The organism is Trichocoleus desertorum ATA4-8-CV12 (genome assembly GCA_019358975.1).
GTDB classification, from domain to species: Bacteria; Cyanobacteriota; Cyanobacteriia; order FACHB-46; family FACHB-46; genus Trichocoleus; species Trichocoleus desertorum_A.
Map to the genome: position 1 here is coordinate 366,863 of JAHHIL010000001.1, position 17,155 is coordinate 384,017.

10 protein-coding genes are annotated in these 17,155 nt (G+C 50.4%); 4 read left to right on the top strand and 6 right to left on the bottom strand.

The genetic code is table 11. From position 1 onward, the window contains the following. Nucleotide 1: 1 nt before the first annotated feature. Nucleotides 2-646 carry an ATP phosphoribosyltransferase gene (locus tag KME12_01665; protein MBW4486475.1) on the bottom strand — a complete coding sequence of 215 codons (645 nt, stop codon included), beginning with the start codon at nucleotides 644-646 and terminating at the stop codon, nucleotides 2-4. A 74-nt stretch (nucleotides 647-720) separates the two neighbouring features. Here KME12_01665 and KME12_01670 point away from each other — a divergent pair, with 74 nt between their 5' ends. After that, nucleotides 721-1,422, top strand: a complete 702-nt coding sequence (locus KME12_01670; protein ID MBW4486476.1) for a response regulator transcription factor — start codon at nucleotides 721-723, stop codon at nucleotides 1,420-1,422. 122 nt (nucleotides 1,423-1,544) lie between these two features. Here the strand turns inward: KME12_01670 and KME12_01675 are convergent, their stop codons facing one another. Then, a complete protein-coding gene (locus KME12_01675) occupies nucleotides 1,545-2,159 on the bottom strand; it encodes a lipase (protein MBW4486477.1) in 615 nt (204 codons plus the stop codon). A gap of 159 nt (nucleotides 2,160-2,318) precedes the next feature. Here KME12_01675 and KME12_01680 point away from each other — a divergent pair, with 159 nt between their 5' ends. Both KME12_01680 and KME12_01685 read left to right on the top strand, forming a co-directional pair. After that, entirely contained in the window at nucleotides 2,319-5,147 is a 2,829-nt protein-coding gene (locus KME12_01680; protein MBW4486478.1) for a response regulator, read from the top strand. An 86-nt stretch (nucleotides 5,148-5,233) separates the two neighbouring features. Further along, nucleotides 5,234-6,538, top strand: coding sequence for a response regulator (locus KME12_01685; protein ID MBW4486479.1), 1,305 nt, complete (start codon nucleotides 5,234-5,236; stop codon nucleotides 6,536-6,538). A 13-nt stretch (nucleotides 6,539-6,551) separates the two neighbouring features. On the opposite strand, the gene KME12_01690 is transcribed toward KME12_01685, so the two are convergent. Further along, on the bottom strand, nucleotides 6,552-9,497 hold the full coding sequence (locus KME12_01690; protein ID MBW4486480.1) for a family 10 glycosylhydrolase: 2,946 nt from the start codon (nucleotides 9,495-9,497) through the stop codon (nucleotides 6,552-6,554). Nucleotides 9,498-9,800: 303 nt separating this feature from the next. After that, nucleotides 9,801-12,458 carry an RNA helicase gene (locus KME12_01695; GenBank protein ID MBW4486481.1) on the bottom strand — a complete coding sequence of 886 codons (2,658 nt, stop codon included), beginning with the start codon at nucleotides 12,456-12,458 and terminating at the stop codon, nucleotides 9,801-9,803. 829 nt (nucleotides 12,459-13,287) lie between these two features. On the opposite strand from KME12_01695, the gene KME12_01700 reads away from it, so the two are divergent. Then, on the top strand, nucleotides 13,288-14,139 hold the full coding sequence (locus tag KME12_01700) for a universal stress protein (protein ID MBW4486482.1): 852 nt from the start codon (nucleotides 13,288-13,290) through the stop codon (nucleotides 14,137-14,139). 12 nt (nucleotides 14,140-14,151) lie between these two features. On the opposite strand, the gene KME12_01705 is transcribed toward KME12_01700, so the two are convergent. Both KME12_01705 and KME12_01710 read right to left on the bottom strand, forming a co-directional pair. Beyond that, complete coding sequence (locus tag KME12_01705; GenBank protein MBW4486483.1) at nucleotides 14,152-16,644, bottom strand: tetratricopeptide repeat protein; 2,493 nt, start codon at nucleotides 16,642-16,644, stop codon at nucleotides 14,152-14,154. A gap of 264 nt (nucleotides 16,645-16,908) precedes the next feature. After that, the gene (locus KME12_01710; protein MBW4486484.1) at nucleotides 16,909-17,088 is read right to left on the bottom strand and encodes a ssl1498 family light-harvesting-like protein; all 180 of its coding nucleotides are present in this window, start codon (nucleotides 17,086-17,088) and stop codon (nucleotides 16,909-16,911) included. Between the last annotated feature and the right edge of the window lie 67 nt (nucleotides 17,089-17,155).

A 17,155-nucleotide genomic window follows, 5' to 3' on the forward strand; every position in this document is an offset into this window, starting at 1 on the left:
ACTAGGCGCTAACTAAGCTTGCAGCCCGTAACTTCTCAATCCAATCATGCAGGTTGCCTGTATTGGTACGGTAGCTGAGGGGGTGAGCGATCAGCCGAGCTGTGCTTTCAAACAGAATATCGGTTTCGACTAAGCCGTTTTCCCGTAGGGTTTTGCCACTCGAAACCAAATCCACGATCGCCTCAGACATGCCTGTAATTGGGCCTAGTTCTACCGAACCGTACAGCGGAATAATTTCTACAGGCAAATCTAAACCTTGGAAATACTCATGAGCACAGTGGACGAACTTAGAAGCAACTCGGCTGTTGGGTGGCAGTTCCAAAGCTGACCGATAAAGGCTAGATGCTTTCATTGCCACTGATAAGCGACAATAGCCAAACTTTAAGTCAATCAGTTGAGCTACCTGCGGCTTTTTCTCGCGTAGCACGTCATAACCTACGATGCCTAAATGCGCTTGCCCGTACTCCACATACACCGGAACATCCTGCGCTCGTACCAGTAACGCTTTGGCTGTGTTTGTTGGGTCTGAAATTTGCAATTGGCGATTGGCCGAGTCGAGAAAGGCACTAAAGTCGAGTCCAACCGATTGCAGCAGACGGATAGCATCCTTGAGCAGGGCACCTTTCGGTAATGCGACGGTAATCATAGAAACGTTCAGCTTGCAGCGGTCAGCAGGATAATAATAGCTGAAAGCTGATCGCGAATCGCTGTTGGTTGCTCATGCGAATTCTATTAGTAGATGATGAAGTCGAACTCACCGATCCGCTGAGCCATGTTTTGCGACGGGAAGGATACGGTGTTGATGTAGCCTATGATGGAGCCGCAGGAGGAAATTTGGCGACGCAAGGGCACTATGATTTGCTGATTTTGGACTGGATGTTGCCACAGCAAACAGGGCTGGAAATTTGTCAGAAGCTGCGATCGCAAGGTGACACCACCCCAGTTTTATTTCTCACTGCCAAAGACACCCTAGATGATCGTGTGCAGGGCTTAGATGCAGGCGCAGATGATTATTTAATCAAACCTTTTGAACTCCGAGAACTGCTAGCTCGCGTACGCGCCTTACTCCGTCGCCCTGTCACCCTAGAACCCGCCACCGCCCCATCCCGTCTCCGAGTCGAAGACCTAGAACTAGACCGCGAGAACCAGTTAGCCTACCGCCAAGGCCGCTCGATCGATCTCTCTGAGAAAGAAAGTCAGTTGCTGGAATATTTGATGCGGCATCCAGGTCAATTGCTGACCCACCAACAAATTCACGAATATCTCTGGGGCAATACCGATCAAAAACCAGGCAGTAACGTCCTAGCTGCTCAGATTCGTTTACTACGACGCAAAATCGAAGCCGAAAACGAAACCCCTCTAATTCACACCGTCTACGGTCGAGGCTACCGCTTTGGCTCAACTCCAGAAAACTCAGTTTAGCTTGAGACAGCTTTGCGCTCTGGAGGGGGTTTGGGGGACGCAGCCGTCCCTCAATCGGGGGTTTGGGGGAGAATCCCTCAAGGTTCGGTTCCAGCAATCCCAACCGTGTCACAAACAAATACTTAACCCCTCTCAGGAAACCAATCCCGCCAAGCCGACCACCCCTGCACCAACCCCGCTAACTCCGCATAACCCGTCGCCCTTGGATGCGCTCCATCATTGGCGATCGCCTCTGAAATCCAAACCGCAGAAGCTTGCAGCGGACCCGCAATTGCCAAAAATGGTACATCAAACTCCTGACAAAGCTCAGCTAAGCGTACCGACAAATCACAAATTCTCTGATTTTGCTCCGCATCAGCCACAGGTGCTGGCCCCACCATCAACACAGAAAGCGATCGCTTAGCTTGAGTCAGAATCTGGCGAGCATTGGCAAGAGATTCTCCCAGCTCAACTCGCGGCTTACCATTCTCTAGCGTGGTATCGTTCACCCCAAACGAAAAGACCACTCGGCGATCGCAGTTTCCTGGGAGTCGGCAAGCTACTTCTTGCTGCCAGCGATCGCGGATCTCTCCACTAGTTTCTCGCCGAATGCCTAAGTTGTAATACGTGATGTTGAAGCCTTGATGAGCAACCGTAGCGCAAACTCTCCCCGTCCAACCCAGGTAGTCTGGATCACCTGTGCCATTGACGAAGGAGTCTCCTACAAAACAAATGCGAATATCAGACGGTTCAATCATGAATCTGAAGAGAAATTTGAAATCTGAATGGTGCGGTTAGAGCATAGAGTGGCTCAAACCAAAAAGTAACAAATAATACAGAATTCTTTGATCGTGAGGTTTCTTCAAAGTTGTAGGGAACTATAGAGCACACATCTTGACTCCAGCGGTTTCTGAGTTATGTTGTCTAAGTCTATACCTGGTGCCGTAGTTAAAGCCTCTGGCAAAGTTCCGCTCAGAACAGTCTTGGTAGTCCCATTTATCTTGCAAATTTTTGTGGCAGTGGGACTGACAGGCTACTTGTCACTGCGAAACGGACAAAAAGCGGTGAATGAGTTAGCAACCCGATTACAAACAGAGGTAAGTAATCGAGTTAATCAGCACCTTGATAACTATGCAGCCGCAACTCGGTATCTGACTCAAATCGATGGTGAACAAATTGACTTGGGTTTGCTAAATCCATCTGATGCTGACCGTTTAGCGCAATTTTTCTCCAAACAGGTAAAAACTTACAACGTTGGCTACATTCTTTACGGGTCTAAAACTGGAGAATTTATCGCCTCCGGGTACTATCGCGAATCCAGCATCCCGAATCACGGCAACCCCGATATCAGTCTAGTTTTGCCAAAACGCTACGGCAATACAGACCTGTATAACTATGCAACTAATGGCCAAGGCCAGCCGATTCGACCCTTTCCAGGGACAAAAGATTACCAATTTCAGAAAGAAGGCTGGTACGCCAAAGGTGTAGAAACTGGTAAACCAGGATGGAGCGAAATTTACCAATGGGAAACCAACTCCTATCCACTTTCGATCGCCACTAGCCGACCTATTTATGACAAAACAGGCCAATTGGTAGGCAGCGTTGGTGTAGAGCAACGGCTTTCTCAGGTTGGAGATTTTCTGAGGCAAATCAAAGTGAGCCAATCCAGCAAGATTTTCATCTTAGAGCGGGATGGCTTCTTGGTAGCGAGTTCTAGCGATCGCCCAGTTTTCTCTGTCGTGAACCAAAAACCGCAAAGACTGCGAGGTGTAGAAAGCCAAGATGCTTTAATTCAAGCCACCTCGAAATATTTAAGCGATCGCTTTGGTGATCTGAAAACGATTCAAAATCAGCATCAGTTAGATTTCCAACTCAATGGGCAGCGTCAGTTTGTCCAAGTGAACCGCTGGCAGGACGAGTGGGGACTAGACTGGCTCGTTGTTGTTGCTATGCCCGAATCAGATTTCATGGGTCAGATCAATGCCAATACCATCAACACGATTTGGCTCTGTGTTGGCGCATTGGGGTTAGCAACTCTCTTAGGCATCTACACGTCTCGCTGGATTACTCGACCGATTTGGCAGCTCAGTCAGGCTTCAGAAGCAATTGCCAAAGGTGAACTTGACCAAAACATTGAAGTTTCTGGAGTCAAAGAACTTACTGTTCTGGCTCAATCCTTCAATCGCATGGCCCAGCAGCTACGAGACTCTTTTACAGCACTAGAAAGCACCAATCAAGCTCTGGAATTGCGGGTGGAAGAGCGCACCGCAGAACTCAAAAATGCCAAAGAAGTTGCAGATAGCGCCAACAAAGCCAAGAGCGAGTTCCTCACGAATATGAGTCATGAGCTACGCACTCCCCTGAATGGCATTCTCGGTTATACCCAGATCCTTCAGCGCACCGAACCCATGACTGATAAGGGGCGTAAGGGCATCAGTATCATCCATCAATGTGGCTCTCACTTATTGATGCTGATCAACGACATCCTAGATTTAGCCAAAATTGAAGCCCGAAAAATGGACCTAAGTGCCAACGAGTTCCATTTTTCGTCGTTTCTCGAAGGTATTGCCGAAGTTGGTCGGATTCGGGCTGCGCAAAAGCAGATTGCCTTTATTTATCAGCCAGATGCAGACTTGCCATCTGGGGTTCGAGTCGATGAAAAGCGGCTACGCCAAGTGTTGATCAACCTGTTAGGCAATGCCGTCAAGTTTACGGATAGAGGTAGCGTTACGTTTCGGGTGGCAGTGCAAGCACAAGCAATGCCAGGAGTCAGAAGTCAGGAGTCAGGAGCCAGGATGGCTGCCTCTCCGTGGCGGATTCGTTTTCTGGTAGAAGATACGGGTGTGGGCATGACACCGGAGCAAGTCAATAAAATCTTCCTGCCCTTTGAGCAAGTAGGAGATGTCAAAAAGCAGGCGGAAGGAACCGGATTGGGATTGGCAATTAGCCAAAAAATTGTGGGGTTGATGGGTAGCGCCTTAGAAGTGCAAAGTGAGTTTGGCCGAGGTAGCCGCTTTTGGTTGGATGTAGACTTGCCCGAAGCTGAAAATTGGGCCGCTGCTTCTAGAACCGCTCAGCAAGGCACGATTGTGGGGTATCAGGGGGCGAGACGCAAAATTTTAGTCATTGACGATCGCTGGGAAAATCGTTCTGTGGTTGTGAGTCTACTGGAACCGATTGGCTTTGAAGTAATTGAAGCGGACAATGGCCAAACAGGATTAGAAACAGCGATCGCCATGCATCCTGACTTGATCATTACTGATCTGGTCATGCCCGTGATGGATGGCTTTGAAATGCTCAGACATTTACGACGGCTTTCTGAGTTTAAGGATACGGCTGTCGTTGCTTCTTCTGCTAGCGCTTTTGAGACAGATGAGTTTAAGAGCGTTGCGGCAGGTGCCAATGAATTTTTACCCAAGCCGATTCAGACAGAAACCTTGTTGCAGTGGATGCAGCGCTATCTGGAGCTGGAGTGGATTTATGACCACAAGACGGAGCATTTAAGTATAACTATCGAATCTTCTGAGGGGTTAGATGCGGCTTGCAAGCCACCATCTCTAGAAGACTTACAACACTTGCACCAACTGTTAGTAATGGGAGATTTGGACGGCATTGTGGAGATGGCCCAGCGACTAGAACAGGCCGATTCTCAACTGCAACCCTTTGCCCGCAAGATAACGGAGCTAGCCGAAGGCTGTGAACTGAACGCGCTCACGGCTGTGCTCAAGCAGTTAATGCCAGACTGATGACCCAGACTGAGCATCTCGACTGAGCACTTAGATTCATTTCTCCGCTTTAACAGCTTCACCTTAAAAAGCAGTGCTTATTCGCTATGTACGACCAATCGACCGGATTCATTTTGATTGTGGATGACAACTCGACTAATTTGTCGGTGTTGTCTCAAGCGCTTAAACAAGTGGGTCTAAAAGTGCGGGTGGCAATGGATGGAGCGATCGCCCTAAATATTGCTCAGCAACAATCGCCTGAACTCATTTTGTTAGACATTCAAATGCCAGGGATGGATGGTTTTGAAACTTGTGCTCACTTGAAAGCGCATCCATCTACCCAATCCGTGCCCGTGATTTTTATGACGGCCTTGGCAGACAGTGATAGCAAGCTCAAAGGGTTGTCATTAGGGGCAGTCGATTACATCACCAAACCCTTTGAAGAACAGGAAGTCATTGCTAGAGTCAACAATCATTTGCAGTTACGACGACTGACAAAAACTCTGGAACAGAAAAATCAAGAACTCCAGCAGTGGAATGAGGTTCTAGAGCAGCGCGTCACTGAACGAACAGTGAGACTGACCCAAGCCTTAGAAGATTTGCAACGTTTTCAACTGCAACTCGTGCAAAGCGAAAAAATGTCTGCTTTGGGTCAATTAGTTGCAGGTATTGCTCATGAACTCAACAATCCCATTGGCTGTATTGCTAGCAACCTAGCTCCGGCGTTTGAGTATGTGAGCGATGTGACGAAGGTGATTGAATTTTATCGCCAGTCTTGTCCCGAAGCCGCATCGCAACTAGATCGAGCCTTAGGGGATATTGATATCGACTTTGCCTTAGAAGATTTGCCGAAGCTGCTTAACTCCATGCGATTAAGCACCGAGCGCATCAAAGACCTCTCGATTTCCTTGAGAAATTTTTCACGTTCTGATGCCACAACGAAGATGCGAGCCAATTTGCATGATGGGTTAGAAAGCACCTTAACGATTTTGCGTCATCGCTTAAAGGCGGTAGGGCCTCGTCCAGCGATCGCAATTGTGAAAGATTATGGAGAGTTGCCTGAGTTAGAGTGCTATCCGGGGTTGCTCAACCAAGTCTTCATGAATGTTTTGGCTAATGCGATTGATGCTTTGGAGGAAGCTTTACCAACCACACCCCAAATCTCGATTCAAACAACTTTTGTGGATCAACAAATTGTCGTCCATATTTCCGATAATGGCAGAGGGATACCAGCGGAAATACAGCAGAGAGCTTTTCAACCTTTTTTTACGACTAAAGGAGTGGGGAAGGGTACGGGCCTAGGACTTTCAATCGCTCGACAAATTGTGGAAGAGAAACACGAAGGCCGACTCAGCGTGACCTCTGAACTGGGGCAAGGCACAGAGTTTGCGATCGCCTTACCCGTGAGTTGAACAGTGAATTCCTCTAGGGCCTTAGGGATTGATTGGCAGCACGGTTGGAAGAGGAACTAAAGGTGACTCGCTCTCCGTAATTGAGGAGAGTATCAATACTTTCTAGGCGGTGTTCCCAGGCCTCCACTTGGTAACCGTGCTCTAGGGCGTATAGATTCATCCAACTGCGGAACTGGGCGCGGTAATTGGTTAATTCTCGTCTGGCTACTTTTAAGCGATCGCGTCCGGGTCGTTCGGCCAGTGCTTGCAGAGACTGGTTTAGGGCTTTAGATTGGTTTTGCCAGCGGCTCAATGTGGGTTCACGCATCCAGAGTTGCCTTTGTGCTTGCAGAAAACTCCACTCCCGTTGCATGGTGGCGTAACGGACAGCAGCAGCGGCAAAGGGTTGACGATAGGGAATAGGCTCTCTCGGAATGCGCTGAACGGGTCCCTGAGTTTTTTGGAAAATCGTTTGCAGGCGATCGTTGAAATTCTCAGCCGCAAATAGAGAATAACCGCCGGAGGGCAAGTCCCGCAGCGCTTGAATTTGATCGATCGCGACGGCTTCTGGTAAATTCAGCAACCGAATTCCTGGCAGGATTAAAGTGGAATTGAGTTTGCTAGAAGTCAAGTAAGGCTGAACCAGACGTTGGAAGCGATTGGTGTCCATCGCGTAGGCCATTGGCACGACCAAATTGATATCTCCTCGCTCCGCCCAGACTTCCCAGTGCTGTTGTAGTTTTTGAATGCGTTCATGCTGCGGTAGCGGAAACACTGCAACCGACATGACTAAACTAGGTTTCACCCGACGTACGCTCTGAGCGGCTTCTGCCACAAAGCTGTCAATCTGTTGGGTGCGGAAGTTAGTCCAGCGCTGCCATAAGTTGCGATCGCTGGGGGAAATCTTCAGGGGGTCAACACCTGCCAACTGCTGAAATTGCTCCCGAGCCGCCTTGCCATAGCCGTAAGTCCTGCCAGCGCTGGGATCTTGGAAAGGATAGCGAATGTAGTCTAACTGAATGCCATCGACTTGATAGCGGCTGGCAATCTCTCCTAAGAGCTGTAGTAAGTAGCGCCGAACCTCTGGATTAGCAGGGTCGAGAAAGGGCTTACCTTGGCCTGCGGGAACGGTGCGGCCTCGATTGTCATAATTGGCCCAGTCTGGATGGGCAGAAATGACTGGCCCTGGGTAATCCAGAGGAAGATTCAACAGGGCGTTGTGGCGATCGTTGCCAGCCGCAAAAGCCCAAACCCATGCATGCAATTCCATCCCTCTAGCATGAGCCAGCTTTACAGCCGACGCCAATGGGTCCCAGCCACGGGTTAAGGGATTTTGTTGTGGAGCGACTTGGCTGGGGTAAATTGTATAGCCCGCATTGACAGTTTCGAAGAAGATCGTGTTGATGCCTGATGCTGCCAAGCGATCGAACAAGGTGCTCAGTCCTTGCTCAGAGCCAGCCCGGACAATGGTGCCTCGATCTAGCCAGATGGCACGAACTTCGGGTTGGGTGCGTAAGCGCTCAGTGGGGTAGTTATCCCAAAGAAAACGCCGAGTTTGCAGCCATTGAGAGCGAGCATTGCGGTAATCTCCTTGAGCTACTAGCTGAGAAAACTTTCGCAATCCTTGCCGTGCTTCAGCCACAACTTGCTCAGTGGTGGAAATGGCCTTAGAATTGCTTGCTTCAGCGGCGGTAGCCACACCCAGTTCTTGGGAGCTGGCGACTAAATTGGCCTCAGAGGAATTGGCAGGCAGATTTAAGTTCGCAGTGGAGTTGTTGGTGCTGTTGATAGCATCAGCAGCAAGCAAAGCACTGGAGACTCTACCGATCAAGTTTTCTAACTCCTGGCGCATCGCGATCGCTTCTAGGGTGGCGATCGGCAATGCACCAGCCTCCACCTCTATCCCTGGAGGCGCTACCTGCTCAGCTGGGTCGTTAGTAGACTGCGCGCGGGGTTGAAAAACAGTGGCAGGTGCTTGACGCAGCGCTGTAGACCCTGTGGGTGAGACAGAAGTGAGAGGAATGCTAAGGGTGCTGGTACCCACCGTTGGTTTAGGCACGGTGCTGTTCGCTGTAGTTGCGGGGGATGGCGCTGCTGCGACTGGAACTGTCACGATTGGCACCTCACCATAACGACTCAAAGCGGCCCGTAACCAGGTGCCATCAAACTCAGGCGACCCTGAGGAACGCCGTCCCCAATTCCAGCCAAAGAATGTGGAGCGTTCGGTGGTGACGATCGCTGGGGGGGTATCACTAGGAGCCCCAGTGGCAGTGGCGGCGGGGTTAGTGCCTGTGGCATTTTTCCAGGTGGCAATGGTTTGGCTGCTGAGGCTAGAAGGCATAATCACCCCTCCCCAGAGCCCAGTAGCAGCTTGACCTTTACGAGCCCAAGACTGGGGTTGCATTGTAATAGTCTGTAAGCTGTTGGGCTCGGAGAGAGGATAGGCCCAATAAGCCCCCAGGAGCGATCGCAAAGCTTGGCGTACCCCCAAAGGCGACAACCGACCAACCGGGCCACTTACGACAACCCGACCGCCTCGGCTCATCCACTCTTCTAAGGCGATCGCTTGGGTTTCCGTAACGGTCTCTACATTGGGCAAAAAGAGCACGCTGATGCCGTTGAGGTCAGCGGCTCGTTGTACCTGCTGAAAATCCACCACGCGATAGCCGACTTTAGCGGCTTGCAGTCGAGTGGTAATACTCTCCCAGTCAGCCGCGTTATCTGAGCTACGGACTACTCCGAGTGACACTCGCTCAGCCGCTGCCGGAGAAAGCAGCACGAGACATTGCAGCAACAAGCCCAAACAAACACTGGTCGCTAGCCGACTCGTGCTTGCTAGATTTAGAAGAAAACGAGTTGAACTAGTTGAGCGTCTTTGATGCATCAGATCGGCAACATCCAAAACAACTGACTGAGGGCAAAGCGATCGCTGGAACCAGGGCCACAGCTTCTGTTGCAGATTGCTATGAAAACCACGCATGCGGAAAAATCGGCTCCTAAAGCAGATATGGCAGTCCTAAACCATTTCTCTCAGCTATTGCAGCTAAAGAGAAACTGGAGCCTTTCAAGAGCAAGATTTCAAGACTTGTTTCAATATGAAGGGTTCCCTAAAGGGGGTTAAAAGCTCAAAAAGATACCTGCACCCTTGTCTAATTAAACTCTGTATAGAGCTTTACCCTGTCGTTTATCCTACCTTTGCTAGTTCCTGGGTGCAAACCGTAGCATCGCCCAAGCAGAGCTTGACATCAAACACTCAGGGTTTTGACCAATTGCCATGTGCCTACTAGGCGACTGCCTCATTAACCGGGAAGCGATCGATCAGTTGGATAGCTCGATAGGCATTCTGGCGTAGTGAATTTGGCACATGTGGGACATAGGGAATTTGAGACAGAAAATCTAAAGTTCGCCGCAAAATCCGCACCACGTCGCCTTCATCTAAGCTGGTGTTTTCTCCCAGTTCCGCCCATTCCACCCCCAAAGCCCACTGCTCAACTAAAGCAATCAGCTCGTCTTCTAGCCAAACGGGGAGCGCGACTTGATGCCGTCGTTGTACTTGGAACAACTGCCGTCGTAAGCCCCGCAACCCGCCTAAAGCTTCCTGGACTTCTGGGGAAGCATGATAGCGAGTCCAACTATCAGGACGAGAAACTTCCGTGACTAATGCCGCACAAGTGGCTGCCAAATGGTGTGGGTCTAGATCATCGAGTTCTCCAGACATTAGAGAGAGACCTAGCCACAGCTCGTTGTCGCCCCGAATCGCTGCTGCTGCTTGCCCTAAAGGAGTTGGTATCAAGCCATCTAGACCCCCAAAGGTTTGCAAAATCTCGATCAAATGGACAAATTCTTCCCAGTGCTGATGGGAGAGCTGCTCTAATTTGGCTTGGCGCTGAGCAATATCTTCTTGCAAATTCTGCACTCGGCGCTGCCGCTTTAACAGCGTGGCAGAATTACCCCATTGATGCAGAGGATGGGTTTCTACTTGAGCCTGGACAGCTTGTAAGCGTTCGAGTTGGGCCTGGACTTCGGGGGCGGTTTCTGCAAGGGAGGGCACAGGGGGAATTTGCCGCGCGATCGCTCCAGTTTCTTCGTTGCCTTTGCGGCTTTGTCCCGGTTTCAACGGCATCTCGGCTGGGGGCATCAGGTTGTCTACTGCCTTAATGCGAGGGATCTCTGCTCGCAAGCTGACCACATCTCCGACCGCTACGACATACCAGCGATTATCTTGCCCCAGGCAAACGAGATAAGGGAATTGGCCCGAACCTGGAGTTTTCATCACCAGGGCGGCAGGTATCGGTTCGGCAGTAGGAACGTTCTCTCCCTTCAGCCCTAACACGGTGCCTGCGATCGCAAATGAAAGCGCGACTGCGATGTCACCCGATTGCATTTCCTGGGCTTGGTGCTGCAAGATTTTGAGCAGGCGGCGTTCTTCTTTCAGGCGCTCTTGCAGCTTTTCGTAACTAGAAAACAGTTGTGGGTCTACAAGTTCGAGTTGGGCTTGGAGTTGCTCCAGTTCTTTGTTCAGGTCCGCGATCGCCTGTTGTTGAGGTCGCAAAGACAGGGTAGCCAGATATTGCCCAAAACTGCGCTCCACTAGCTCTTGCGCTTCCTCTAAGGTGTGGGTTTGCAGCAAGTTCAAGACCATGCCATAGCTGGGGGTGAATTGGCTGATCAACGGGTCAGCCCCGATGGTGGCCAAGTAAGCCGCTTCTTTAGCCCCCTCAAAGGGAGTTTGCACCGTCACCACATGCCCCAACTCATCCATGCCCCGCCGACCTGCCCGACCTGACATCTGGAGAAATTCCGAAGGATTGAGCAAACGATGTCCCAAGTCAGTGCGCTTGGAGAGGCTGGAAATCACGGTGGTGCGGGCAGGCATGTTGATGCCCGCAGCTAAGGTTTCGGTGGCAAAAACCACTTTGATCAACCCTTGCTGAAAAAGCTCTTCGACTAAGCCCTTCCAGGCAGGCAAAATTCCGGCGTGGTGAGCGGCAATACCCCGGTAGAGCGGCTCAATTTGTCCAGCCCGCCCTGCATCAGGATGTCGCATCAAAAATTCATCAATCAGGTGTTTCAGCTTTGCTGCTTCTGCCTCGTTGACCAGCGACAAATGCTCGACTTGGGTAATGGCGCGATCGCAGTTGCGGCGGCTAAAGATGAAGTAGATTGCTGGAAGCATGTCCCGTTGCTGCAACTGGCTAACCACATAAGCCAGACTCGGTTCATCCTCACGCTTGCGCTGACCTCGGCCCCCCTTAGGTTTTAGGCGAGGGCTGATTTTTTTTTGGTCTTGAGATAGGAGAGGAAATAAGCCCTTGGGATTGCAGAAGTGAAAGCGTAAGGGAACAGGTCGGAAGTCAGAGTAAATCAGCTCTGTGGGGCCATGTACCCGACCGATCCAGTCTGTGAGTTGATCGCTGTTGGCAACGGTGGCCGATAGCGCCACTAACTGGACATCTGGGGGGCAATAGATGATCGATTCTTCCCAGACCGTGCCCCGCTGGCGATCGTTCATGTAGTGGCACTCGTCTAAGACTACCGCCTCTACCCCCACCATTGAGGTGCCGACTTCTCCGATGGGAGTGCCGTAGAGCATGTTTCGGAAGATTTCGGTCGTCATGACTAAAATCGGGGCTTCTCGGTTGATCGACACATCTCCCGTCAGCAGGCCGACTTGCTCAGCTCCAAAGCGATCGCGAAAATCTCGCAACTTCTGGTTAGATAGCGCTTTAAGGGGAGTTGTGTACAACACCCGCTTACCTTGGGCTAAAGCGCGATAGATGGCATACTCGCCAATTAACGTTTTGCCTGACCCCGTCGGCGCACAGACCACGACCGAGCGTCCTGCATTCAGAGCTGCGATCGCTTGATACTGAAACGCATCTAATTCGAAGGGAAACAGCTCTCGTAAATTTAGTTCTGGCAGAGTAGAGGAAACGTTCACGCACTAAGTTCCAATCAGGTTGCGATCTATCTCAAGCGGCAAAATTTCTTGCGAAATTGGCCTACAATTCATCTTTTTAATTGTAAACCGCAGCTACTAAAGCTGTTTGCTAGGATCGGCATCGTTGCCTTAAGAGAGAGCCAAGCTGAGCCAACTGTTACATTCAATAATCTTAATAATTGATTGTGATTAAAAGCTGACCTTTATGAAGCTTAATCTAGGACAAATTAAAGCGCGATCGCCACTGCCTGACTGGATTCCTAAGGAATAGCAACCAAGGATACAGCAGTAAATAGTTAATTGATCGTAAACTTGGCTACTGCTTTTAGGTAGATGACCATGAAGTTGAACGTGGGCTATAGTGTCTCAAGGATGAAGGGTTCCATCAACCTGAGTAAGTAATTCCTAATGCAACTGTGTTGATGTAGGAATTTCTTGATGTTATTTAGATAACACTCAAACATCATCTTTGCTCTGAAATCGAACCGTCTTTTGATGACATTTTCCCCATCAAAAGGGCGTTGATTAAAACATTCAGTGGGTAGCCTAATCCGGATCAAAAGGCGTTAGGGTGAAAACCTGGTGCAGTTTGGTCTGGAACGGAGGAACCGATTTTTGGGGCTAATCTCAAAATTCAATTTGAGAGAGACACCTTCCAGTCTTAGCCCGTCAGCTAACTCCGTCGGCAGTGGGAGGAGTACCTAGGACGCAGGCTTTTGATAGCAATGGTCGTTGCGGTCTCCTAGCAGATGTCAGATTTCTCTGGAAGTTGATGATGTCTGTTTCCTGGCCCACCTCTCGAAACAAGTAGTCTGGAGAGGTTTTCATCGTGAATATTATGCCAATGTTGGTGCGGCTCCAAGGCGCACTGGGTTCAACTGACTTAATCGATCAAATTTTGCTTTTGCCTCAGCGACCCAAAGGCGATCGCTCCTCTAGTAAGCTGCATCTCCCAGGCCGAACTCGGCGTGCTGCCAAACGACACGTACAAGCCAACCACGCTACAGAAGTAGTCTCTGGAGCCGATGCCGAAATTAATTTAGTGGTGGGCTATAACAGCTCTCCCAAGAGTCAGACAGCTCTGGACTTGACCCTTTGGATCGCTCACCAAACCCGCTTAGCAACTCGTCGGCAAGTGACAGTTCAGGTGGTTTACGTCATCAACCCCGCCGATTGTTTAGATAGTATTCCCACTACGACTGATTTTCGTCAAGTCAGAGCTAGCAAAAAATCTGCTGCCAAACGTGCTGCCCAAATGCCTACCTTAGGGTCTGGCCTAGCGGTGGAATCCGATACCTATTCCGATACTTATAGTGATAGTGCAACTTTGGCTCGCGTCGGAGCGATCGCTACTTTGAATGAACCAACCCTAGAGGATGCTGGGCTACCCCTGAGCAAGTACCCAATGGGTCAGGCGCAGCAATTTGAGCAGGCAGACCAGATTTTGTGGCAAGCTCGCTGTCTCGCCAATGAGTGGCGCGGTTCCCTCAAAACGCACCTGCGCTTTGGGCAGGTCGCTCAAGAGTTGCGGAGTGTCGCGAAAGCAGAATCGGCAGTGCTGTTGTGGTTAGGTTGTGATTCCCCCAAGAATCCTATCGTGCGGACTCTAAGTGCTAACAGCCCTTGCCCGGTGCTAGGGGTGCCACCTGCACTCCACCGCGATCGCTACTTTGATGCCTAAGCTGATTGGTATCTACAGTCGTGGCAGAATTTCGGGTAGCAAATGACCTGGCAATAGAGATAGCGCTAAGTTCTGGCCTTGCAGACCGCACTCGCTGTAAAAAGCCCGTACTGTTTGTAGAACATAGCCTAGCGCTGTCTGGTGAAACTCAGGTTGTTGCTGCCATCCCTGTAAGGCTTGGAGATGGTGGCGCAGAGATGCTTCTAAATGAGCAGACCGAGCAGGGACAGGGATAGCACCTGCTTGGTTAGTCGCCACTTGGTAGTGGGCTAAACCCAGATTGTTGTGAGTGGCATACAAATCAAACGTGAGCTTAGTGCCAGCGCCCTGAGGAGTTTGGTTCAGTTGTTCTACGGTGCTTAAAGCGGTTTCATAAGCTGCGATCGCCGATCGTAATGCTGCCTGATAAGCTTCAGGTTGGTCTTTAGAGCGGTTAGCGAGGTGCCAGTAAGCTGTGCCTAAATTGTTTTGTGTCGCAGCATAGGCGGCGGGATTTACCTCGGCAGTGCGATAAATCAGGGCAATGCGGTAGCAACTAATAGCCAAATTGAGAAACTCTTCCGGTTGCTCGTGCTGGGCCAAATTCCAGTAAGCCGTGCCCAAATTGTTTTGGATCATGGCGTAGTGCAATGGCTCTTGCTCTGGATTGTAGAAGCTGAGCGATTCGTTGTAGGCGACAATGGCTTGCTTGAGATGCAAGGCGGGTTGATGGTGTTGCGCCAAGTGCCAGTAAGCCGTACCCAGATTATTTTGGGTTGAAGCATACTTTGACGGTTCTGACTCTGGCTTGCGATGGCGCAGTGCTTCCTCGTAGGCGGTAATCGAGCATTGCAAATTCTCGATTGGTTCTCGGTAGCGGGCTAAGTCTCCATAGGCTGCCCCTAGGTTGTTCTGAATCATGGCGTAGGATTGCGGCTGCTGCTCCGAACTAATGTGAGTCAGCGCTAAGTGGTAAGCAGCAATGCCTTGCTCCAAATAAAGCAACCGTTGTTCGGGGGTGGGAGGAAACCGAGACAACATCCAATAGAGATTGCCTAGGTCATTGAGAATATCGGGAACTAAAGCCGAAGATTCTTCCAAATGAATTAAAGCTTGTTCGTAGGCTTGAATTGCGATCGCCAACTGTTGGGGAGAATTGTGTCCTTGCTCAATGCGATCGCGATAAAAATTACCCAGAGTGCGATAGTTAACGGCTAGTGCGGTAGTTTCAGCTTGCTGCTGATGTAATTGCTCTAGATGCCGCAACATCCGTAAAGGTGGAAAGTCTTCTAAAGCGGCAACTAAGGGAGCAGGTAAAGTAGTGTGGAGGCGGGAGAGAGAGGGAACTGGAGTATTGGCTGGTAGCGCTGCCGTTCCCCCTATCTCTTGGATCGCCGCTGTCAGAATCAAATTGACAAGTTCGGTGGCAATCGCTGGGAGCAGACCCTCCGGCGCGGAATTGGTTAACTCTGATTGGTTTGCTGTTGGGCTTGGTATTGGGCTTGCTGTCGGGGCAACAGACGCTTGAGATTTAGGCTCCGGTGCAACCGTAGGAACTGGCTGCGGTTCTGAAGCGGGTGGTTCTGAGTGGAACCCAGAGCGAGCGGGTAGGTTGTTGACTGTGAACTGGCTCGTCGGCGTGGCACCACTAGAAACATGAACGCTCCAAGAGTTGGGTGCAGAAGAGACTGGAGCAGTAGCTAAACGATCGTTTGTCGTTTCTCCTGTCGTTGCCTCTGGGGCTGCATCCGACTCGTCCCCCAAGTTGCCAAAGGCTAACTCTTCCGCCAATAAATCCCGTAAACTAATTGGTGCATCTGCGGGCTGCTGGTTGGCAGGTGTGACCGAAAGAGGCGTAGCGGGAGCTGCGATCGCGGGTTGGGAGCGCTTTGGAGTGGGCTGAGCGGGGAGAGTGGCTGACTGGCCTGAATGACTGTGTTTGGGTTGGGAAGCAATGACTGAAAGCGGTGTGGGTTCTCCGACAAACTCAAATACGCCAGTACGCCAACCCCAAAATTCTGGAGCAGACTGTTGAATTGCTCGAAACCAGGGATGAGGCACCCACAGCAACAAGCTGGCTTCCAAAGTGGGTAAGCTGCGATCGCACCCTTGGAGGTAGCTGAGAAACAGCCGCTGTACCGCAGCCGATTGTCGCGTCAGGCGCTCAGTCCCCAAAATCTGGAAGCTGGGGGTCAATGACTCTGTTCCCGATCCTTTCGGTAACGGATGACGAGCTAACCACTGACCCACCTGAGCGATCGGATTGGGGTCGTTGAGGTTGAGGTTGAGCGTGACGAGTTGAGGGTAATCTGAAGCAGGCCCAGCCTCTACAGGGTGACGTGCGGTTGCCGAGGCAGCAGGATAGGCGAGTTCAGCATGGAGCCGAGCTGCTAAGCGATTCCGTAGGGCTAGATCATCGCAGACCGCCACAAAAATTTGACGGCGTAAGTGTAAACTCAGCGCTCGCTTTAAACGCTGATAACTTTGCCGATTCAAATGTGAACTGGTTTGATTCGGCCCAGTCATGCGGAGCAATGGGGAGTGGCGATCAGCTAGTTGCACCAACAATACCCTTAATCGTGGCGAGGAAATCTGGAGGTATAACACTCTTCAAATTCCTCAAGCTCGATTCAGGACTAAAGCTTGATTTTGACGAAGTTTTAACGTAATGCGATCGCAATAATCAATAAACTTGGGGTGGCAACCCATAGCAAAAAGCCAGGTCGCCCAAAATAAGCAATACCTGACCTATCTTTATATTTTATGTAAGCTTTGAAGCTTAGTTTTTTACTAACTTAGGTTGGATACAGAGAAGGCGACGAAGATTAACCCACTAACTAACACCGCTCCTACAACTCCCAAAATAAAGAAGTTTCTTTGCTGGGTTTTAGTTGGGGGTTCTGCTTGATACATCTTTGGCTCAACGGCGAAGTTATTTAAGCGTCCACCTTCCTCGGTCGTATAACGCATGAATAGAACCCTCAGTTTTTGTATTAACTAACTGTAACAAAAATTAGGAAAATACTCTCGCTCCTAA